The sequence below is a fragment of the Micromonospora alfalfae genome (genome assembly GCF_022230925.1).
Classification (GTDB): domain Bacteria; phylum Actinomycetota; class Actinomycetes; order Mycobacteriales; family Micromonosporaceae; genus Micromonospora; species Micromonospora alfalfae.
Genome location: NZ_JAKKFH010000031.1, coordinates 39,609 through 60,580 on the forward strand (window position 1 = coordinate 39,609; position 20,972 = coordinate 60,580).

The window sequence follows — 20,972 nt, forward strand, 5'->3', positions numbered from 1 at the left end:
CGACGGGTCGGCGGGCACTGTCAGTCCAGGTCGAATTCGCCGTCCTGCGCGCCGGCCACGAAGGCGTCCCACTCGGCCTGGGTGAAGACCAGCACCGGCCCGTTCGGCTCGGCCGAGTTGCGCATCCCGATCAGGTCGTCGACGAAGGCGACCTCGACGGCGCTGTCGGAGGTGTCCCCCTCGGCCCGCTGCCAGACCGCCCGAGAGAGGTCGAAGTCGCCCTTGGGGTGCTGCGCCATGGTTCTTTCCTCCAGTGCCGAGGGTCGTGTGGTGACCGGGTGCCGATCCCCATCGGGCAGGATAAGCGGATGCCGAGCCTGACCCGTGTAGAGGCGACCGCGCGTGGCGCGGCGATTACTGTCGAGTCCTATCAGGTGGACCTCGACCTGACCGGTGACGGCGACGTGTTCCGCTCCCGCGTCGAGATCCGGTTCCGGGCCACCGCCGGCACCGCCACCTTCGCCGAGGTCAAGCCCGCCAAACTGCGCGGTGTACGCCTCAACGACAGCGACCTGGACCCCGGTCTGCTCACCGACAACCGGCTGCCGCTCGACGACCTGGCCGAGCAGAACACGCTCATCGTCGAGGCCGAGATGGCGTACTCCAAGACGGGGGAGGGGATGCACCGCTTCGTCGACCCGGCCGACGGCGAGACGTACCTCTACGCCGAGTCCTTCCTCGACAACGCGCCGCGCATCTTCGCCGCCTTCGACCAGCCCGACCTCAAGGCCCCGATCACCCTCTCGGTCACCGCGCCGCCGCAGTGGATCGTCGCCGGCAACGCCGAGCTGGCCGCCAACCCGGCCCCCGGGCGCTGGGAGTTCGCCCCGAGCGAGCCCCTGGCCACGTACTTCTTCTCGCTGATCGCCGGGCCGTACCACGTCCGGCGGGCCGAGCACGACGGCATACCGCTGGGCATCTACTGCCGCCGGTCGCTCGCCGAGCACCTGGACGCCGATGCCGACGAGATCTTCACCATCACCCGGCAGTGCCTGGACCGGTTCCACCAGCTCTTCACCGAACGCTACCCGTTCGGCAAGTACGACCAGGCGTTCGTGCCCGAGTTCAACAGCGGCGCGATGGAGAACCCGGGTCTCGTCACCTTCCGCGACGACTACGTGTTCCGTTCGGCGGTCACCGACACCCAGCGCGGGCAGCGGGCCGGCACCATCGCCCACGAGATGGCCCACATGTGGTTCGGTGACCTGGTCACCATGCGCTGGTGGGATGACCTGTGGTTGAACGAGTCCTTCGCCGAGTACCTCGGCACCCGGGTCACCGCCGAGGCGACCCGCTTCGATCAGGCCTGGACCACCTTCGCCATGCGGCGCAAGGCATGGGGCTACGCCGCCGATCAGCGGCCCTCCACCCACCCGATCGCCCCGCAGGAGGTCGTCGACGCCGAGGCGGGCCTGCTCAACTTCGACGGCATCTCGTACGCCAAGGGCGCCAGTGTGCTGCGGCAGCTTGTCGCGTGGCTCGGCGACGAGGCATTCCTCGCCGGCCTGAACGCGCACTTCGCCGCACACCGCTTCGGCAACGCCACCCTCGCCGACCTGCTGGGCAGCCTCTCCGCCAGCAGTGGGAGGGACCTGTCCGACTGGGCCGAGCTGTGGTTGCGCCGCCCGCAGGTCAACACGCTGCGTGCCGAGGTCGCAGTGGACGCGGACGGTCGCTACAGCGAGGTCGCAGTGGTGCAGACCGCGCCCGAGTCGCACCCGGTGCTGCGCCCACACCGGATCGGCGTGGGCCGCTACTCGCTGGACGGCACCGGGCGGCGCGACGAGGCGGACATCGACCCGAACGCCGACGGAGGTCGCACCGTTCTCGGTGCGTTGACCGGCGAGCCGGCGGCCCGGTTGTTGCTGCTCAACGACGGTGACCTCACCTTCGCGAAGGTGCGCCTCGACCCGGCGTCGGCGGACGCCGTCCCGCAGGTGCTGCCCGCTCTGACCGACCCGCTGGCCCGGGCGGTGCTCTGGCGCGAGGCACTGGACGCGACGACCGACGGCGAGCGGCCGGTCACCGGCCTTGTCGACCTGATGGCCGCCGCGCTGCCCGCCGAGACAGAGGTGATCATCGCGGAGGATGTGCTGACGCTCAGCCGGTCCCTGGTCGACCGCTACCTCGACCCCCTGACCCGCTCCACGGCGCTGGCCAGGGTCGCGGGGACGTGCCAGCGGCTGCTCGACGGCGCACCGGCCGGGGAGTCGTTGCAGCTCGCCGCCGCACGGGGTTGGATCGACGCGACCACCGACGCGGATCTGCTCGTCGGTTGGCTCGCGGGCCGGGACGTGCCGGCCGGTCTGACTGTCGACGCGGAGCTGCGCTGGGCGGTGCTGCGTCGCCTGGTGGTGCTGGGCGCCGCCGGCGAGGCGGAGATCGCCATCGAGGCCGCCGCCGACAACAGCTCCACGGGCGCTGAACAGGCCGCCTACTGCCGGGCGGCAGTGCCCGACCCGACGACGAAGCAGGCGACCTGGGAGATCATCGTGCGGGGCACCGAGCTGTCCGGTCGGCTGCTGGAGGCGATCACCGAGGGGTTCTGGCAACCCGAGCAGGCCGACCTGACCGCCGCGTACGTCGATCGGTACTTCGCGGAGATGCCGGCCGCGGCGCACCGGCGTACCCCCTGGACGGCCGACCGGGTGGCCGCCCTGGCGTTCCCCCGCTACGCCGTGGCGCAGCCCACCCGGGAGGCGGCCGCGGCGTTGCTGGCCCGCGACGACCTGACCCCCGGCCTGCGCCGGGTGGTGACCGACGCCGACGACGACCTGCGTCGCGCGTTGGTCGCCCGGACGGCGGTGGCAGCCGCCTCGGCCTGAGCGCTGAGCAGCGCGGCCTCACGGCGCGGGGTGGCCGCTGCGGGCTGGCCGCTGCGGGGTGGCTGGCCGGCCACCCCGCAGCCACCGCTCAGCGCAGGGCGGGCTCCGCCGTGACCGGCGCGTCCCAGTCGATGACGTAGCGCTGCTCGTCGGCGACGGTCTTCTCCGGGTCCAGCACCGTGCGCACCATCAGCGGCATCAGCAACGGCATCAGCGTCCGCGCGACAGCACCGGGGGCCTTCGCGTGGTTGATCCGGGCTGCGCGGGCGGCGACCTTCTCCACCCGGCTACGACGCAGCCGCACGTACGCGGCGAACGCCGCCTGGACGTCCGGCAGGTCGCGCAGGCAGCGGGCGAGTTGCACCCCGCTCTCGATGGCCAACGACGCGCCCTGCCCCGAACTGTTCGACGGCGCGTGCGCCGCGTCGCCGACCAGCACCATCCGGCCCCGATGCCAGTGCGGCACCGGCGGCATGATCTGCAACGACCCGACGACCTGGAGGTCGTCGGCGTTGCTGGTCGCCACCAACTCCCGGCCCGGGTCGTCGTCGCCGTAGGTGGCGCGCAGCGTGTCCAGCCACTGCTCCGACGGCACCGCCCGGGCCTCGACGAGGCTCATCGGCCGCTGCTGCGGCAGGTTGGCCCCCCACCGGGTGCCGCCGCCGGGCTCCGGCCAGTACAGGTAGTAGCCGCGCCGGCCGAACGCGAACGTCATGGTGCCCGGTTCGGCGTCCACCTCGTGCCGGGCGACCGCCTCGAAGCCGAGCAGCCCGGTGAACCGGGGACCGGGCGCGGCCGGGTCGATGAGACCCCGGACCGTGGAGCGGATCCCGTCCGCGCCGACGAGGATGTCGGCGGTCGCGGTGCTGCCGTCCTCGAAGCGTGCGATCACGCCGTCGCCGGTCTGCTCGGCGTCGACCAGCCGCTTGCCGTACGCGAACGGCACGCCCTCGGCGAATGCCTGGTCGTGCAGCACCTGGTACAGCTCGGCCCGGTGCACCACGTGCAGCGGCGGCACCCCGGTCAGCGTGGGCATGGCGATGCGGCGCCGGCCGACGGCCAGAGCGCTGCTGCCGATCGGTGTGGCGATCGCCGTCACCGCCTCGTGCGCGCCGACCGTACGCAGAGCCGCGACGCCGTTTGGCGCGAGGGCGAGGGTTCCGCCGATGCCGCTGGCCGTGGTCGGGTACGCCTCGTAGACGGTTGCGGTGATGCCGGCGCGGCGCAGCGCGAGCGCTGTCACCGGCCCGGCGATGCCACCGCCGATGACGATGGCCGTTCGTACCGTGGTCATGCTCTCTCCCTGGTGTGGTCGTCCGTGCGCGGGCGCGCGGACCTGGGAGGGAGCCCGGTTATCCTCGTGGTTGCCGCTTCGGGCCGGGTGCCTTCCCAGGCGTCGGTTCGGGGTCAGGGCCCCGGTGAGGTGTTGGCGCACCTCGCCGGGGCCGCTCGTCAGCCGGTGGTGTCGGCTCTCCGGCTGAAGCTGTCGGGGCGTTCGGCGCTGTCGGGGTGGGCCTCCGGGCTGTCGGTGGTCGGGGTGTCGGAGCTGGCGTTCGGGGTGCTGCCTCTCGCGGCCAACTCGGTCAGTTCGGCAGGCATCTCGCCGGTCTCGTGGAAGGCCCGCCAGGTGTCCAGCCCGGGGTAGCTCCCCGAGGTCAGCTCCGCGAGCAGTGCCCGCAGCCAGGCGGCCTCCGCGTCCCGGATGGCGAGGTCGTACTCCGACTCCACCAGGAACAGCCGCGGAATCTCCCGCAGGTGCGCGTCGAGCGTCTCGCGGTCCTGGCGGATCGCTGTCTCCAGCAGGTCGAGTCGTTGCCGCAGCAGGCCGGTGGCCTCGTCGGGGTGCAGCGCGGCGAGCACCGACAACCCGGCCCGGAAACGGGGATGCTCCGCCATCGGGGTGGAGACCAGCTCGCGGGCCCAGTCGACCAGCTCCGCCCGCCCCGCGTCGGTGATCCGGTAGACGGTGCGTTCCGGGCGCCGGCCCTCGCGCACGTTCTCCACGGCCTCGATGAGGTGGTGTTTGTCCAGGTTGCCGATCACCGTGTAGAAGGACCCCCACTTGAACTCCATGTCCTGGTCCTTGCCCCAGGCGCGCAGTGCGGTGGCGATCTCGTAGGGGTGCATCGGCCGCTGGACCAGGGCGGACAGCACAGCCAGCGCCAGCAGGTTGCCGACCTTGCGCCGCTTCGGCACGATGACCCCCTCGCTCGTCAACGGTTACTCGTCGACGAATATACGCCGACGTGCGGAACGTGGCGACCCCTCCGTGCGGTGCCCTGCGTGCGGTGCCCCTCGCTTGATCGACTCGGGTTTCATGAACTCGCGGTGTCCGGGTGTCCCGGATGGGCCGACTTTCAGGAAGTCGAGTTGATCGCGGCCTGGCAGCCGAGTTGATCGCCGTGCCGCTGCGAGCCGACCACGGTGGGGCGTTGGGGTGGTCGCGGCTCGCTGGACAGTCGGGCTGGAGTGGGGTGACGGACGGCGGTGCCGGGCCGGGACGGTCGGCCACGACGCTCGGCCTACGATCACTGGGTGGAGGAAGATATCCGGCGGATCGGGATCATGGGTGGCACCTTCGACCCGATCCACCACGGGCACCTCGTCGCGGCCAGCGAGGTGGCGGACCGGTTCGGCCTGGACGAGGTGGTCTTCGTCCCCACCGGTCAGCCGTGGCAGAAGGCTGACGAGCCGGTCAGCCCGGCCGAGGACCGGTACCTGATGACCGTGATCGCCACCGCCTCCAACCCCCGCTTCCAGGTCAGCCGGGTCGACATCGACCGTAGTGGGCCGACCTACACCGTCGACACGCTGCGTGACCTTCAGGCCGAGTACGGCCCGAAGGTGCAGTTGTTCTTCATCACCGGCGCGGACGCCCTGCAGCGCATCCTGTCCTGGAAGGACCTGGACGAGATCTTCGAGTTGGCCCATTTCATCGGCGTGACCCGGCCCGGTTTCCCGCTGAGCGACAAGCACCTCCCGGCGGACACCGTCAGCCTGATTCAGGTGCCCGCGATGTCCATCTCGTCGACCGATTGTCGCGCTCGGGTCGCCCGAGGCGAGCCGGTCTGGTACCTGGTGCCGGACGGTGTGGTGCAGTACATCGCCAAGCGGAGCCTCTATCAGCGCTGAGTGCACCCGTTATGCCCAGGTTCGTGGCGTTAACCGACCAGAACTGGACGATCGGAGTGCCGGCGGGTATGAGACGCTTGGAGGATCGCACGCTTGATCGAAGGAGAACGGTGACAGTTTCCGAACGCGCTCACGAGCTGGCTATCGCGGCCGCCCAGGCCGCCGCCGACAAGAAGGCGCAGGACATCACGATCATCGACGTCGGCGACCAGCTCGCCATCACCGACGCGTTCGTGCTCGCCGCCGCCCCCAACGAGCGTCAGGTGCTGGCCATCGTCGACGCCATCGAGGAGAGCCTGCTGGAGCTGCCGGAGAAGGCGAAGCCGGTGCGGCGCGAGGGCGAGCGTGGTGGCCGTTGGGTGCTGCTCGACTACGTCGACGTCGTGGTGCACGTCCAGCACACCGAGGAGCGCGAGTTCTACGGGCTCGACCGCCTCTGGAAGGACTGCCCCACCATCCCGTTCGTCGATCGCGACCTGGTCGAGGCCGACGCCAGCGGGTCCGCCGCCGCCGAATGACCCGACTGATCGTCTGGCGGCACGGCAACACCGACTGGAACGCCGCCAACCGTGTCCAGGGGCAAACCGACGTACCCCTCAATGGGCTGGGGCGCGACCAGGCCCGCGCCGCCGCGCCCTTGCTCGCGGCGCTGCGGCCCGACGCCATCGTGGCCAGCGACCTGAGCCGCGCCGCGGAGACCGCTGCCGCGCTCGCCGCGCTGACGGGCCTGCCGGTCCGCACCGACGCCCGGCTGCGCGAGCGACACTTCGGCAAGTGGCAGGGTCTGCACCTCACCGAGGTCGCCGAGCGATTTCCCGACGAGTACGCGCGCTGGCGGGCCGGCGACCCGGACCCGGGCGCGGATCTGGAGCCCCTGCACGACCTCGGCGTGCGCGTCGGCGCGGCGCTGCGGGAGGCGGCCGAGGCGGCAGCCGGCGGCACCGTGGTGATCGCCACGCACGGCGGCGGCTCCCGGCAGGGCATCGGTCACCTGCTCGGTTGGGACGCCGGTGTCCTGCGCTCCATCGGCTCGTTGGCCAACTGCCACTGGAGTGAGCTACGGCACGACGACCGCGCACCGGACATCGGGCGTCCCCAGGACGTCAGCGGCTGGCAGTTGCGGGCGCACAACGTCGGCCTGATCACCGCCCCGGTCGCCGTCGACGCGGTCTGAGCACTCGCGCCTCGGCGTTCGCGCCCTCGATCGGCTAGCGTGCCGGGCATGCCCGTCGCGGTTGTCATCGACTCCACCGCCTACCTTCCGCCCGAGCTGGTGCAGGCGCACCGGCTGACCGTCGTGCCGTTGACCGTCGTGCTCAACGGCGCGGAAGGGCTGGAGGGGGTGGAGACCCAGCCGGCCGACGCGACAGTGGCGCTGAGCGCCCGCCGGGTCACCGCGACCACCTCCCGCCCGGCACCCGAGCAGTTCGCCCGGACGTACCGTCGACTGCTCGACGCCGGCGCCGACGGGATCGTCTCGGTGCACATCTCCGCCGCGCTGTCCGGCACCGTGGAGGCCGCCCGGCTCGCCGCCGCCGACCTGGATGGCCGGGTCGAGGTCGTGGACAGCCGCTCGGCGGGCATGGGGCTGGGCTTTCCGGCCATCGCCGCCGCCACCGCCGCCGAGGGTGGCGCCGACCTTGCCGCGGTACGCGACGCGGCGCTCGCCGCCATCGCCCGCACCACAGTCTGGTTCTACGTCGACACGCTGGAGTTCCTTCGCCGGGGCGGCCGGATCAACGCGGCCGAGGCGTTGGTCGGCACCGCGCTGTCCGTCAAGCCGATCATGCATATGCCGGACGGGGCGATAGTGCTGCGAGAGAAGGTCCGCACCGCCAGCCGGGGCGTGGCCCGTCTCGTGGACCTGGCCGTCGAGTCGGCCGACGGCGACGACGTGGATCTCGGGGTGCACCACCTTGCCGCGCCGCAACGAGCCGAGGCGCTGCGCGCCGCGCTGACCGAGCGGTTCGGTGACCGGCTGCACGACACGTACGTCTCCGAGGCGGGTGCCGTCGTCGCCGCGCACGCCGGACCGGGCCTGGCCTGCGTCGTCGTCCACCGCCGACCGGAAGGCTGACCCGTGCACACGTCGTGCGTGGTGACCGGAGGCGGTCGCGGTGTCGGCCGGGCCGTGGTGGAACGGCTGGTGGCGACCGGCGCCACCATCGTCGTACTGGAACGCGACGCCGACGCGGTCGACTGGTTGACCGACCATCCGGCCGCCGATCGGCTCGTCGCGGTGGTCGGCGACGCGGCCGACGAACAGGTGGCCGAGCGCGCCGCCGAACTGGCGGACCGCGCCGCGCCGATGACCGGCTGGGTGAACAACGCGGCGGTGTTCCGCGACGCCACACTGCACTCCGCGTCGGCTGACACGGTGCTGGACCTGATCGGCTTGAACCTGCGCCCAGCCGTGGTCGGTGCCGCGGTCGCCGTCCGCCGCTTCCTGGCCCGCGCCGCCGGCGGCGCGATCGTCAACGTCTCGTCGCACCAGGCCCGTCGGCCGGTGTCCGGTGCCCTGCCGTACGCGACCGCGAAGGCCGCCGTGGAAGGGCTGACCCGGGCATTGGCCGTCGAGTACGGGCGGCACGGCATCCGGGCCAACGCGGTGGCGCTCGGCTCGATCGCCACCGAACGGCACGCCGAATTCCTCGCCACGCAGGAGCCCACCCAGGCCCAGTGGATCGACGCCGAGCTGACCCGGCTGCACCCGGTGGGTCGCATCGGGCGGGCCGAGGAGGTGGCCGAGGCGGTCGCGTACCTGCTGTCACCCGCGGCGAGCTTCGTCAACGGCGTGACGCTGCCGGTGGACGGCGGCCGGGCCGTACTCGGCCTCGACCCAGAGGCCCGCTGACCGTTCTCGTCGCGCCGCTGCCCCGCGCGGCTGTGTTAGCCTCCGTGCGCGCCCCAGATGGGCCTACCCCCCCGGAGGTTCTGGCTACTTCAGCCACCACGCCGAGATCGATGCGATCTACGCGTCTCTCGTGCGGGATCCGGGGCGTCGGTGCCCTCGGGGTTTTGTCATCTGCGTGGCTGGGTGAAGGCTGTGGGCCTCCGGTCGGGTCTTCGGATCGACCGGGAAGAAGACGGTACGGATGACAGTCACGTTCAACCACACCATCATCGCCAGCAAGGACAAGAGCGCCTCGGCCGCGTTCTACCGGGAGCTGTTCGAGCTGCCGGAGGCGCCTTCGTGGGGACCGTTCGCCAACGTGCAGCTGGACGAGGGTGTGCTGCTCCAGTTCGCCGAACCACCGGTGGACATCCAGATGCAGCACTACGCGTTCCTCGTCGACGACGAGCTGTTCGTGCGGTGCCTGGCGTTCGTCGAGGGGCGCGGCATCACGTACTGGGCCGACCCGCAGTTGAAGCGGGAGGGGGAGACCAACACCGAGCACGGTGGGCGGGGCTTCTACTTCTTCGACCCGGCGGGCCACGCCATCGAGATCATCACCCGGCCGTACCTGTAGCAGGCCCGTCGGCCGGTCGGGCGCGGTTGCCCCACCGGCCGTCAGCCCTGCTGTCGAGCCTCGCGGGTCGTCGGGTCCGCGCTCTCGCCCGGGCGTACGGGATCAGTCAGCCGGAACCCCGACGCCGCGAAGTTGGCCCCGTGCTCGCGGTCGGACAGCACTAACGTTCCGCCCCGCTGCTCTGGCCGCCAACCACTCTTCAGGCCGCAGATGATCACCGCCCGCACGTCGGCGGGTGTGGGGTAGCCGTTGTCGACAACGTACGGCCCGGGGGCCGACAACAGATCCGCTTCGAGTTTCTGGCCGTTCCTGCCGCCGGAACCCCAGGCGCGCACGTAGACGGCCCGGTGGTAGAAACCGTTCACCTGCACGCTGTGCAGCGCCGCGCGCCACGTGAAGGTGTGCCCGTCGATGTGTATCTGCCGTAGTCGAGCCCGCATCTGAGCCACCTCCGTGGTCGGACCCTTCAAGATCGACAAGACGTACCCTACTTCGTACTGCCCGCTCCGTGGGGGCGTCCGCGACCAGACCGGCCGCCCAGGCCGCACGTCGTAGGTCGACCCGCGCCTAGCAGATCGGCGCATGATCAGGGCGTTGTCCACAGTGGCGGTGGTTGTCCACAGGGCGGCGCCGGCACCTCCCACCGTCCCGGCCGTCGCCATAGCGTCGCGATGTGTCGCACGACGAGGAGACAGAGGTACGCCAGCGCCTGCGCCGGCTGACGGAGGCGGCTGCCGCACCGCCGCCCTGGCCGGAGGCGCCGCTCGTGGGCGTACCCCCGTCGTCCCTGGTCGGCGCGCCGCCCGCGGATGTGCTGCCCCGGTCCGCCGCGTTGGTAGCGGAGTCGGGATCGGACGGCCTCGCGCTCCCACCCGAGGCACGGTTGCCCGGGCCGGGGGCGTTCGACCCCGGGCGGCGGGGTGTGCGGGCGTTGGCGGTGGTCGCCGTGGTGGTGGTCGTGGGTGCGGCAGGTTGGGCCTGGCAGGCCCGGCCGCAGTCGGAGCCGGTCGCCCCGCTGGCCAGCGAGACCGCGTCGGCCGCGCCGGTGGGCGACCCCAGCGTGTCCGGCTCCGGCGAGTTGGTGGTGGCGGTCGCGGGCAAGGTCCGAAAACCCGGTCTGGTACGCCTGCCGGCCGGGTCCCGTCTCGCGGACGCGGTGCAGGCGGCCGGCGGCGCGCTCCCGGGGGTCGACGTGGCGCTGCTCAACCCCGCCCGCAAGGTCACCGATGGCGAGCTGATCGTGGTCGGGGTGACGCCACCGCCGGTGCCGGGCGGTGCGGCCGGGCCTGCGGCGGGCGGTGCGGCTCCCGCCGCCGGGCCGCTGAACCTCAACACCGCGACGCTGGCGCAGCTCGACACGCTGCCCGGAGTGGGGCCGGTGCTCGCCCAACGGATCCTCACCCATCGAGACCAGCACGGCGGGTTCAAGTCCGTTGGCGACCTACGCCAGGTCGACGGGATCGGCGATGCCCGCTACGAGCAGCTCAAGGATCTGGTGACGGTGTGAGCGGGTTCTCCGTACCCGCTGACCCACCGGTCGACGGGGCTCAGCCCGGGCCGCCGGATCTGCGACTGGCTGGGCTCGCCGTGGCGGCCTGGCTCACCGCGCTCGCCGGCCTGCACCTTGGCAGCCGTGCCACGCTGCTGGTGGCCGGCACGGCTGCCGGTCTGACGGCGACAGGTGCTGTGCACCTGCTCGGCCGCCTCGGCCGTCCCCGAGCCGTGGTGCGGCGCTACGGCTGGGTGGCAGTGGCGGTCGGCCTCGGAGTGGTCTGCGGCGGTGCGGCCACCGCCGCCCGGCTCGCCGTTAGCGACGCGCCGCTGATCCGTGCCCTCGCCGAACAACGCGCTCCGGTCACCGCCGACCTGGTCGTCCGGGACGATCCGCGCCCGATCCGGAGCGCCGGGCGGCCGGGGATGCTGCTGGTGTCGTCCGAGATGGTCCGGCTCACCGGCCCGGATGGTCGACGGATCCACGCGTCGGTGCGGCTGCTCGTCCTGGCAACCGACCCGGCGTGGCGGGGCCTGCTTCCCGGGCAGCGCCTCACCGTCGACGGCCGACTCGGCGTTCCGCGCGGCGGCGATCTCACCGCGGCGGTGCTCAGCACCAACGACCCACCGGAACGGCACGGCGCGGCGTCCTGGGCGCAGCGCGCCGCCGGGACACTGCGTACCGGCCTGCAACGGGCCTGCGCGCCGCTGCCCGACGACCCCGGCGGGCTGCTGCCCGGGCTGGTGGTGGGCGACACCAGCCGGCTGCCACCCGCCGTCGAGGCGGATTTCCAGGCCACCGGGATGACCCACCTCAATGCGGTCTCCGGCTCCAACGTCGCGATCGTGGTGGGTGCGGTGTTGTTGCTGGCCCGATGGTCGCGAGCTGGCCCGTGGCTCGCCGCCGCGCTGTGCGGGGTGGCGCTGGTGGGGTTTGTCATCCTGGTCCGCCCGTCGCCGAGCGTCGTACGGGCAGCCACGATGGGAGCGATCGGGCTCGCCGCGCTCGCCGCCGGTCGACCTCGGGCGGCGCTGCCCGCGCTGGCCGCCGCCGTGACCGTGCTGGTGCTCGTCGACCCCGAGTTGGCCGGGGACCCCGGGTTCGCCCTCTCCGTGCTGGCCACCGGTGGCCTGCTGCTGCTCGCGCCGCATTGGCGGGACGGGTTGCGCCGGCGAGGCGTCCCGCCTGGGCTGGCCGAAGCGCTGGCCGTGCCGGCGGCTGCCCAACTTGCCTGCGGCCCGGTCGTCGCCGGGATCTCCGGCACGGTGAGCCTGGTGGCGGTGCCGGCGAACCTGCTGGCGGTGCCGGCCATCGCGCCAGCGACAGTGCTGGGCGTGCTGGCCGCCATGGTGTCGCCGATCTGGCCGGCCGGCGCCGAGTTCGTCGCGTGGCTGGCGAGTTGGCCGGCCTGGTGGCTGGTGGTCATCGCCCGTCAGGGTGCTCGACTGCCAGGTGGCACCCTTCCGTGGCCGGGCGGGGTGCCCGGTGCCCTGCTGCTGACCGGGCTGACCGTCGCGCTGCTGATCGCGGTGCGCCGGCCACTCGTACGCCGCCTGGTGGCGGTGGTTGGGGTCGCCGCCGTGCTGGGTGCCCTGCCGGTTCGGCTGCTGGCCGCCGGCTGGCCGCCCGCGGGGTGGGTGGTGGTGGCCTGCGCGGTGGGGCAGGGCGACGCCCTGGTGCTCCCGGTGGACCCCGGCCGGGCCGTGGTGGTGGACGCCGGGCCGGAGCCGGGTGCGGTGGACGGCTGCCTGCGTCGGCTCGGCGTACGGGAGGTGCCTCTGCTGGTGATCAGCCACTTCCACGCGGACCACGTGGGCGGAGTGGCCGGGGTGTTCCGGGGGCGGCGGGTGGGTGCCGTGCTGACGCCGTCATCCGCCGACCCGGAGAGCGGACGGGACCTGGTTCGGGCGGCGGCCACCGGCGGGCGGGCCGCGCTGCTGACCACAGTTGCCGGCGCTCGGCACCCCGTGGGCGGGGTCGACCTGCTGGTGCTCGGCCCTCCGTACCCACTGGCCGGGACCAGGTCCGACCCGAACAACAACTCGCTGGTGCTGCGCGCCACGGTGGCCGGAGTGCGGATCCTGCTGGCCGGCGACGCGGAGACCGAGGAGCAGCACGCGATGGTGGCGCGGGCGGCCCCCGGCCAGTTACGGGCTGACGTGTTGAAAATCGCGCACCACGGGTCGGCGTACCAGGACCAGGGCTTCCTCGACGCGGTGCGGCCGACGGTGGCGCTCGTGCCGGTGGGCACCGGCAACACCTACGGGCACCCGAGTCCGGGGCTGCTCGCCCACCTGGGCCGGGGCGGCGTGCGGGTGCTGCGTACCGACACGGACGGCGACGTGGCGGCGGTCCGAACGAGCGGCGGTCTGGCGGTAGCCCGGCGAGGTGTGCCCGCAGGCCAGCAGCCCTGACCGCAGGCCGGCGGTTCTGCCCCCGGGCCGGCAGCCCTGACCGTGGGCCGGCAGCCCTGACCGCGGGCCGGCGGCCGGACCCGCGCTGACCGTCCGGCCGCTGATCGACTCGGGATCGCTGACCTCGGGGTGTCAGCGGCGGTCCAAGACCGCAGTTTCCGTGATCCCGTGTGGATCAAGAACGGGCCTCTGATTAATCGGGCGACTTGCGGATTAAGCGGGGAATTGAGTTGGATGTCTGGATTTGCGCTGTGTGCGGGCTGCGCCGATCAAGCAGCGAATGAGCAGGCACGATCCCGCCGCAGGCCGTGCGAATATGGGCGGCGTGACCCCCGCCAGCCTCGCCCCCATTCTGCTCGTCCTCGGTGACGAGGAACTGCTCGCCACGCGCGCGGTCACCGAAGCTGTCGCGAAGGTTCGCAGTGTGGACCCCGAGGTGGACGTCCGCGAGTACCAGGCCAGTGCGCTGACCGTCGGCGAGATCGCCGAGATGCTCAGCCCCTCGCTGTTCGGCGGGCGGCGGCTGCTGATCCTGCGTTCCGGCCAGGATGCCCGCAAGGACCTGGTCGCCGCGCTGTTGGCGTACGCGAAGAATCCCGACCCGGAGGTGCAGCTGCTGGTGCTGCACCTGGGCGGCGCCAAGGGCAAGGCGTTCGCCGACGGTCTGCGGGCGGCCGGCGCGACTGTGGTCCCGGCCGCCAAGCTCAAGGGGCACCGCGACCGGGTGGCCTTCGTCCGCGACGAGATCCGCCGGGCCGGCGGAAAGTGCACCGACGACGCCGCCGAGGCGCTCATCGCGGCGGTCGGCAACGACCTGCGTGAGCTGGCCGCCGCCTGCTCTCAACTGGTCGCCGACACCGATGGGCGGATCAGCGCCGAGACGGTCTCCCGTTACTACCGGGGCCGGGTCGAGGTGACCGGTTTCACGGTGGCGGACGCCACGATGGTCGGCGACGTGCCGGCGGCGCTCGAGGCGCTGCGCTGGGCCCTGCACGTCGGGGTCGATCCGGTGCCCATCGCCGACGCCTTGGCCGACGGGGTGCGCACGGTGGCCCGGGTGGCGTCGGCCGGGCGGGGTAGCCCGTACCAGCTCGCCAGCAGCCTCGGAATGCCCGCGTGGAAGATCGAGCGGGCACAGCGGCAGGGTCGGGGCTGGACGCCGGAGGGCCTGGTCCGGGCCATGCAGGTCGCCGCCGCGTGCAACGCGGCCGTCAAGGGCGGCTCCGACGACAGGGCGTACGCCCTGGAGCGTGCGGTCTTCTCGGTCGCGGCGGCCCGGCAGGGCAGCACCAGGTGACGGGGGCGAACCGCCCAGCGTGGGCCACCATTCCCGTGGACGAGGCGCGTTACCGACCGCTCTACGCCCGACTCCTCGGCCTGCGGTTCGTCAACCCCGGTGGCGTGCTGTGCTTCCTCTTCTTCGAGGGTGCCATCGCCCTGGCGGTGCTGCTCGCCCTCGCCGAGTTGGTCAGCTGGTGGGCGGTGCTGGTGCTGCCGGTCGTGGTGGCCGCCATGGTGAAGCTCAACGACATGGTGGCCGCGATCGTGGTCCGCTCCGCCGCGCTCGTGCCCGAGCAGGAACGGGATCGGTTTCGCCGGCAGATGGAACCGGTGGTCGGCCGAGCCCGGGTGGAGTGGGTCTCGCACAGCGTTCCCGGCGTGGTGATCACCGCCGACCCGGTGCCACCGCCCCGGCGGGCCAACCCGTCAGACTGAGGACCGACCCCGTCGGGGCCACGCACAGAACGGCCGGCCCGGACAAACACTGCCGGCCTCTGGACACACGGAAACCCCGGGCCGGGGGCCCGGGGTTTTCCGAATCAGTCTGACGGTGAAGTCGTCAGGCGGAGAGCGACACCACGCGCTTCGCGATCGCGGACTTGCGGTTCGCGGCCTGGTTGGAGTGGATCACGCCCTTGCTGACGGCCTTGTCCAGCTTGCGCGAGGCGTCCAGCATGAGCGCGGTCGCCTTCTCGACGTCACCGGCCTCGGCAGCCTCGTGGAACTTCCGGACGGCGGTCTTCAGCGACGACTTGACCGACTTGTTGCGCAGCCGGGCCTTCTCGTTCTGCCGGTTGCGCTTGATCTGGGACTTGATGTTCGCCACGCGACAGCCTCGTCTTGATAGCTCGGGTTGGTCAGCTTATTGCGCGTGATGACGAACGTGCGTCATCGCTGCGCGAAGAGCCAGGTTACCAGGTCGCCGGGGACGAGCCAAAACGGCTCGGCCTTCGCGCGGACGGACCCGGCCCGTCGGGGACCAGGTTACGCCCTCGAACACTGCGGCGGCTCACCGCCGGCCCGGCGGCAGGCCGGTCCGGCGCACCGCCAGCCCAGCCCGCGTCACCGTGAGCTCACCCCAGGCCAGCCCGCGTCACTGTCAGCTCACCCCAGACCCGGTCCGCGTCACCCCAGCCCACCCCGCGTCACCGCCAGCCCTGGCGGCGGGCCAGCCAGTCGAGCGACTGCTCGCCGCTCCACCGCTGATGGGCGGGCAGGTGCGGCGAGGCCGTCGGCGGTGCCGCCGCAGCTCCGGTGAGGTAGTAGCCGGCCAACGCGGCCAGGGTTGCGTCCAGCGCGTCCGGGGGCGCGCCGGCGGTGGCCGGGTGCGCGGCGAAGAGCCGGTCCGCGTCCAGCCCGCTGGCATACGCGGTGAGCAGCAGGCCGGCCAGGTCGAACCAGGCCGGCCCGGAGCAGACCCAGGTCCAGTCGCAGAACCAGGCTCGGCCGTCCGGGCCGATCAGCACGTTGTCGACCCGCAGGTCGCCGTGGATCAGACCGGTCGCGCCGGCTGCGTACCGGGGGAGGAGGGATTCCAACTCCACCAGCTCGGGCAGCCGGTCGAGCAGCGGCGCGGGCAGTGGTGGGGTCGGCTCCCGACCGGCGGCGACCTCCTCCCACCAGAGGATGTCCGACCGGGCCAGGTCGGCCAGGCGCGGCAGGCCGAGCGCTGTCAACTCGGCCGGCGGGTCGGCCAGGGCGGCGGCGACCTGCGCATACCCGGCGAGCGTGGCGTCCAACTCGGCGGGCACCCAGGGCAGGTGCGGGGTTTGCCCGTCGACCGCGTCGGTGCACAACACGAACCAGCCGGCCGCGGAGAGGGTCCACCGGGGGCGGGGCGCCGGCAGGTCGGCCGGCAGCCGGTCGAGGATCGCGGCCTCTCGGGCGTACCAGTCGACCAGATGCGGTTGCTCGGCGGCGGGTGCGGCCTTGACGAAGGCCCGACCACCGTCGGCGGTGTCGAGCACCGCGGCGAACCCGCGGGTGAAGCCCGCGCCGGCGACCCGGGCGGTGACCACCGGCGCGCCGAGCCGTTCGGCGACCGCGGCCCGCAGCGCCGCCGGCAACGCCGGCCACGACGGACGTAGGGCGCTCGCGTGGTACGGCACCGGCGACAGCGGGGGAGGGGACATCCCACCATGCTGCCCCGGGGTACGTGCGCGACGCACGGCGACACTGCCAGACTGCCAAGCCATGAGGACCGAGGACTTCTGGCAGCTAATCGACGAGGCGCGGGCCGGCGGCGGTGGTGAGCCCGGCCCGGTCGCCGCGCGGGCCGTGGCGTTGCTCGCCGAGCGCGACCCGGAGGACATCATCGGGTACGCGCGACACCAGACGCGGGTGCTGGCCGCCTCGCACAAGGCGGATCTGTGGGGCGCGGCGTACCTGATCAACGGTGGTGCCTCGGCCGACGGCTTCGAACACTTCCGGGGCTGGCTGATGGCCCAGGGTCGGGCCGTCTTCGCCCGCGCGGTCGCCGAACCGGACTCGCTGGCCGAACTGCCCCAGGTGCGGGCGGCCTCACTCAGCGGCGAGGAGTTCTCCGCCGAGCAGATGCTCTCGGTGCCGTGGGACGCGTACCGCAAGGCCACCGCGACCGAGCTGCCGGCCGACCGCGACCCGGTGCGAACGCCCGATCTCAACGACTTCTGGGACTTCGACGACGAGGACGAGGCGCGTCGCCGGCTGCCCCGGCTGGCCGCGCTCTTCGTCGAGCCGCCGATGGAGTGAGGGGTCCTCGGGCCGTTCCATCGCCCGCGCAGTGGGCGCACCCCGGCGGCGTGGGAACATAGAGGGGGTCGGCGGCGCGCCGGCCTGTTCACGTCAGCCGACCAGAACGGACCGCTGTGCCACCGAAGCTCGATCCCGGCGCGAACGCCCCTGGTGCCACCGACCCCGGTCGCATCCGGAACTTCGGCATCATCGCCCACATCGACCACGGGAAGTCGACCCTGGCCGACCGGATGTTGCAGCTCACCGGCGTGGTCGACCCGCGGCAGATGCGCGCGCAGTACCTGGACCGGATGGACATCGAGCGCGAACGCGGCATCACCATCAAGAGCCAGGCCGTCCGCATGCCGTGGACCATCCGTGAGGGTGAGCGGGCTGGTGAGCAAGCGGTGCTCAACATGATCGACACCCCGGGGCACGTGGACTTCACCTACGAGGTGTCCCGGTCGTTGGCCGCCTGCGAGGGTGCCGTGCTGCTGGTCGACGCCGCGCAGGGCATCGAGGCGCAGACCCTGGCCAACCTCTACCTGGCTCTCGAGAACGACCTGCGCATCATCCCGGTGCTCAACAAGATCGACCTGCCGGCCGCGCAGCCGGAGAAGTACGCCGAGGAACTGGCCCACCTGATCGGCGGTGACCCCGCCGACTGCATCCGGGTCTCCGGCAAGACCGGCGAGGGCGTTCCGTACCTGCTCGACGAGATCGTCCGGCAGTTCATCCCACCGGTCGGTGACGCCGTGGCGCCCGCCCGGGCGATGATCTTCGATTCGGTGTACGACGTCTACCGCGGCGTCGTCACGTACGTCCGGGTCATCGACGGCCGGATCAGCGCCCGCGACCGGATCAAGATGATGTCCACCGGCGCGGTGCACGAGTTGCTGGAAATCGGTGTCATCTCACCCGAGATGGTCAAGGCCGAGGCGCTCGGCGTCGGCGAGGTCGGCTACCTGATCACCGGCGTGAAGGACGTCCGGCAGTCCCGGGTCGGTGACACGGTGACCATCAACAGCCGACCGGCGGCCGAGGCGTTGGGTGGCTACAAGGACCCGAAGCCGATGGTCTACTCCGGCCTCTACCCGATCGACGGGTCCGACTACCCCAACCTGCGCGAGGCGTTGGACAAACTCAAGCTCAACGACGCCGCCCTGGACTACGAGCCGGAGACCTCCGGCGCGCTCGGCTTCGGCTTCCGCTGCGGCTTCCTCGGCCTGCTCCACCTGGAGATCATCCGGGAGCGGCTGGAGCGCGAGTACAACCTCGACCTGATCTCCACCGCGCCCAACGTCGTCTACCGGGCGATCACGGACGACGGCGAGGAGATCGTCGTCACCAACCCGAGCGAGTACCCCACCGGCAAGATCGCCGAGGTGTACGAGCCGGTGGTCCGGGCCACAGTGCTGACGCCCAACGACTACGTGGGCGCGGTGATGGAGCTCTGCCAGGGCCGGCGGGGCAACCTGCTCGGCATGGACTACCTCTCCGCCGACCGGGTCGAGCTGCGCTACACGCTGCCCCTCGCGGAGATCATCTACGACTTCTTCGACCAGTTGAAGAGCCGCACCAAGGGCTACGCGTCACTCGACTACGAGCCCACCACCGAGCAGGCCTCCGACCTGGTGAAGGTGGACATCCTGCTGCACGGCGAGCCGGTGGACGCGTTCAGCGCCATCGTGCACAAGGACAAGGCGTACAACTACGGCGTCACCATCGCCGCCAAGCTTCGTACCCTGATCCCGCGCCAGCAGTTCGAGGTGCCAATCCAGGCGGCCATCGGCAGCCGGGTCATCGCCCGGGAGACCATTCGGGCGATCCGCAAGGACGTGCTCGCCAAGTGCTACGGCGGTGACATCAGCCGCAAGCGCAAGCTGCTGGAGAAGCAGAAGGAAGGCAAGAAGCGGATGAAGATGGTGGGCCGGGTCGAGGTCCCACAGGAAGCCTTCATCGCCGCGCTCTCCTCCGACTCCGGTGACGGTAAGGCCGCTGGCAAGAAGTAGTTCACGCCGCCGTACGCGCCCGGGTGCCACCCGCACCCGGGCGCGTACGCGTTTCCCTGCGCCTCCGGTCAGCGTGCTCGAACGTCTTGTGCGGCGAAGATTGGCGCGGGCTCGTCTGGCGCGACTCGGCCGCTCTGCCTCGGCCGCTCTGCCTCGGCCGCTCTGCCTCGGCCGCTCTGCCCCGTCGGGTCTGTCGGGCCGCCGAGATTGCCGGCTGAGTGCGCCGGTGCGAGGAGTGTGACCGCCGGGTGCGGAAAACTTTTCTGTCGCTGTGGTGGGGCCGACTGGTCGACGAGATGGGCTCCTACCTGTGTGGACGTACTCACGCGTCAACCGACGCACCTCCTAAACATTGACGAATGACGGTGTCGATTGAGGTGAGTCGGTTTGGGCTTTCGGTGGGTCGGGCACTTAGCCGTCACGACAGGAAGCACACGCCTCGTGTGTCAGACATTCTTTTAAGGAGGGCGACCGTGGAGTTCACCGTGTGGGGCATCATCACTGCGATCGTTGTTGGTCTCATCGTCGGCGCGCTCGGCCGTCTGGTCGTCCCGGGCCGGCAGAACATGCCGATCTGGCTGCACATGCTGATCGGCATCGGCGCAGCCCTGCTGGGCACCGTCCTGGCGCGGGCCATTGGCATCGCGACTGAGACGAGCGGTATCGACTGGGGCGAGCTGCTGGTGCAGGTTGTTGTGGCTGCGATCGCCGTCGCGCTGGTGGCCGGTGTGGGTGGCCGCCGCCGGGTGACCCGGTAACACCACGGCACCAACCCTTACTACTGCGATACCTCCGATGGGCGCCCGGCCGACAGGCCGGGCGCCCATCGGCGTTCCGTGCGCTGCGGCGGGCGTCGCCGCGTTCCGTGCGCTGCGGCGGGCGTCGCCGCGTTCCGTGCGCTGCGGCGGGCGTCGCTGTTGTTCCGCTCGTCGTGGCGGGCGTCGCTGTTGTTCCGCTCGTCGTGGCGGGCGTCGCCGCTTCCGTGCGCTGCGGCGTGCGTCGCTGTGCTCCGTCCGCTGCGGCGGCGTTGCTGTGCTCCGTCCGTCGGGTGTGCCTCGCGTCCGACGTCGCTGGCATGCGACTCGAGGTTTGCCCCTTATGCGGTCGGCGGTGTGCCGTGGTGCGGTCGGCGGTTTGGCGTGGTGCGGCCCTCGGTTTGCCATGGTGCGCCCCGAGGCCTGCCCGATTGGAGCCTGAGGTCTGCGGCGGCGCCCGCCCGAGGTCTGCGGCGCCCTGTTGGAGGTCCCTGGCGAGCTGGACCGCAGTGATCGTCTCGGTTTGGTGAAGCCGGGGTGTCGTGGGTGTTGTATCGCCGCACAGCCACCGCCACCAACCCCACAAAATCCATCTCGCCTCCGCGCCTCGAGAGATCTTGGACAGTTTCCGTTAGCACGGCGGGCTCAACCGGTGGTTGCAACACTCTTCGGTGTTTGTCGTTGGGGTGGTTGTGGCGTCGAGGTCGAGTCCGCTGGAGCGGGAGCAGATTGGGTTGGGTCGGGCTGCGGGTGAGTCGTTGGGTCCGATCGCGCGGCGGTTGGGGCGGTCGGTGTCGACGATCTCACGGGAGGTGGGTCGGTTCGAGCGGTATGGGCAGCGGTACCAGCCGTTGATGGCGACGTGGGAGGCGTCTCTGG

General features: G+C 71.9%; 21 protein-coding genes. 15 read left to right on the forward strand and 6 right to left on the reverse strand.

Going from position 1 to position 20,972, the window contains the following annotated elements; genetic code table 11:
* Positions 1-20 precede the first annotated feature (20 nt).
* Positions 21-239 (reverse strand): DUF397 domain-containing protein, encoded by a 219-nt coding sequence (locus tag MED01_RS24435; RefSeq protein WP_124817462.1) that lies wholly within the window; start codon positions 237-239, stop codon positions 21-23.
* Between the two features lie 69 nt (positions 240-308).
* On the opposite strand from MED01_RS24435, the gene pepN reads away from it, so the two are divergent.
* Entirely contained in the window at positions 309-2,825 is a 2,517-nt protein-coding gene (gene pepN / locus MED01_RS24440; protein ID WP_238670896.1) for an aminopeptidase N, read from the forward strand.
* Positions 2,826-2,913: 88 nt separating this feature from the next.
* Here pepN and MED01_RS24445 read toward each other — a convergent pair whose 3' ends face one another.
* On the reverse strand, positions 2,914-4,119 hold the full coding sequence (locus tag MED01_RS24445; protein WP_238670897.1) for an FAD-dependent monooxygenase: 1,206 nt from the start codon (positions 4,117-4,119) through the stop codon (positions 2,914-2,916).
* A gap of 158 nt (positions 4,120-4,277) precedes the next feature.
* Complete coding sequence (locus MED01_RS24450; protein ID WP_238670898.1) at positions 4,278-5,042, reverse strand: PadR family transcriptional regulator; 765 nt, start codon at positions 5,040-5,042, stop codon at positions 4,278-4,280.
* Positions 5,043-5,360: 318 nt separating this feature from the next.
* Between MED01_RS24450 and nadD the strand changes: the two genes are divergently transcribed.
* The 6 genes from nadD to MED01_RS24480 all read left to right on the forward strand — a co-directional run bounded on the left by nadD (position 5,361) and on the right by MED01_RS24480 (position 9,427).
* Positions 5,361-5,957 (forward strand): nicotinate-nucleotide adenylyltransferase, encoded by a 597-nt coding sequence (gene nadD, locus MED01_RS24455; protein WP_030336528.1) that lies wholly within the window; start codon positions 5,361-5,363, stop codon positions 5,955-5,957.
* A gap of 110 nt (positions 5,958-6,067) precedes the next feature.
* Positions 6,068-6,475: a ribosome silencing factor gene (gene rsfS, locus MED01_RS24460; protein WP_238670899.1), complete on the forward strand. Its 408-nt coding sequence runs from the start codon at positions 6,068-6,070 to the stop codon at positions 6,473-6,475.
* Positions 6,472-7,131: a histidine phosphatase family protein gene (locus tag MED01_RS24465; protein WP_238670900.1), complete on the forward strand. Its 660-nt coding sequence runs from the start codon at positions 6,472-6,474 to the stop codon at positions 7,129-7,131. Before rsfS ends, MED01_RS24465 begins: the two co-directional genes overlap by 4 nt.
* A gap of 48 nt (positions 7,132-7,179) precedes the next feature.
* Positions 7,180-8,034, forward strand: coding sequence for a DegV family protein (locus MED01_RS24470; RefSeq protein ID WP_238670901.1), 855 nt, complete (start codon positions 7,180-7,182; stop codon positions 8,032-8,034).
* A 3-nt stretch (positions 8,035-8,037) separates the two neighbouring features.
* Positions 8,038-8,811 carry an SDR family NAD(P)-dependent oxidoreductase gene (locus MED01_RS24475; RefSeq protein WP_238670902.1) on the forward strand — a complete coding sequence of 258 codons (774 nt, stop codon included), beginning with the start codon at positions 8,038-8,040 and terminating at the stop codon, positions 8,809-8,811.
* Between the two features lie 241 nt (positions 8,812-9,052).
* Complete coding sequence (locus MED01_RS24480; RefSeq protein WP_112604312.1) at positions 9,053-9,427, forward strand: VOC family protein; 375 nt, start codon at positions 9,053-9,055, stop codon at positions 9,425-9,427.
* A gap of 41 nt (positions 9,428-9,468) precedes the next feature.
* On the opposite strand, the gene MED01_RS24485 is transcribed toward MED01_RS24480, so the two are convergent.
* A complete protein-coding gene (locus MED01_RS24485) occupies positions 9,469-9,867 on the reverse strand; it encodes an integrase (RefSeq protein WP_238670903.1) in 399 nt (132 codons plus the stop codon).
* 233 nt (positions 9,868-10,100) lie between these two features.
* Here MED01_RS24485 and MED01_RS24490 point away from each other — a divergent pair, with 233 nt between their 5' ends.
* From MED01_RS24490 to MED01_RS24505, 4 genes are all read left to right on the forward strand, one after another.
* Positions 10,101-10,934, forward strand: a complete 834-nt coding sequence (locus tag MED01_RS24490) for a ComEA family DNA-binding protein (RefSeq protein ID WP_238670904.1) — start codon at positions 10,101-10,103, stop codon at positions 10,932-10,934.
* The gene (locus MED01_RS24495; protein ID WP_238670905.1) at positions 10,931-13,333 is read left to right on the forward strand and encodes a ComEC/Rec2 family competence protein; all 2,403 of its coding nucleotides are present in this window, start codon (positions 10,931-10,933) and stop codon (positions 13,331-13,333) included. The genes MED01_RS24490 and MED01_RS24495 overlap by 4 nt, the downstream gene beginning before the upstream one ends.
* A 316-nt stretch (positions 13,334-13,649) precedes the next feature.
* On the forward strand, positions 13,650-14,630 hold the full coding sequence (holA, locus tag MED01_RS24500) for a DNA polymerase III subunit delta (RefSeq protein WP_238670906.1): 981 nt from the start codon (positions 13,650-13,652) through the stop codon (positions 14,628-14,630).
* Entirely contained in the window at positions 14,627-15,049 is a 423-nt protein-coding gene (locus MED01_RS24505) for a hypothetical protein (protein WP_238670907.1), read from the forward strand. Before holA ends, MED01_RS24505 begins: the two co-directional genes overlap by 4 nt.
* 124 nt (positions 15,050-15,173) lie before the next feature.
* On the opposite strand, the gene rpsT is transcribed toward MED01_RS24505, so the two are convergent.
* Positions 15,174-15,440: a 30S ribosomal protein S20 gene (gene rpsT, locus MED01_RS24510; RefSeq protein ID WP_030491765.1), complete on the reverse strand. Its 267-nt coding sequence runs from the start codon at positions 15,438-15,440 to the stop codon at positions 15,174-15,176.
* A gap of 319 nt (positions 15,441-15,759) precedes the next feature.
* The gene (locus tag MED01_RS24515; protein WP_238670908.1) at positions 15,760-16,746 is read right to left on the reverse strand and encodes a phosphotransferase; all 987 of its coding nucleotides are present in this window, start codon (positions 16,744-16,746) and stop codon (positions 15,760-15,762) included.
* A gap of 61 nt (positions 16,747-16,807) precedes the next feature.
* On the opposite strand from MED01_RS24515, the gene MED01_RS24520 reads away from it, so the two are divergent.
* From MED01_RS24520 to MED01_RS24535, 4 genes are all read left to right on the forward strand, one after another.
* Positions 16,808-17,344 carry a DUF4240 domain-containing protein gene (locus MED01_RS24520; protein WP_238670909.1) on the forward strand — a complete coding sequence of 179 codons (537 nt, stop codon included), beginning with the start codon at positions 16,808-16,810 and terminating at the stop codon, positions 17,342-17,344.
* Positions 17,345-17,460: 116 nt separating this feature from the next.
* The gene (gene lepA / locus MED01_RS24525; protein WP_238670910.1) at positions 17,461-19,338 is read left to right on the forward strand and encodes a translation elongation factor 4; all 1,878 of its coding nucleotides are present in this window, start codon (positions 17,461-17,463) and stop codon (positions 19,336-19,338) included.
* A gap of 473 nt (positions 19,339-19,811) precedes the next feature.
* Positions 19,812-20,096, forward strand: coding sequence for a GlsB/YeaQ/YmgE family stress response membrane protein (locus tag MED01_RS24530; RefSeq protein ID WP_091409827.1), 285 nt, complete (start codon positions 19,812-19,814; stop codon positions 20,094-20,096).
* Between the two features lie 689 nt (positions 20,097-20,785).
* Positions 20,786-20,972: helix-turn-helix domain-containing protein (locus MED01_RS24535; RefSeq protein WP_238670911.1), on the forward strand; the 187-nt coding region annotated here is incomplete at its 3' end.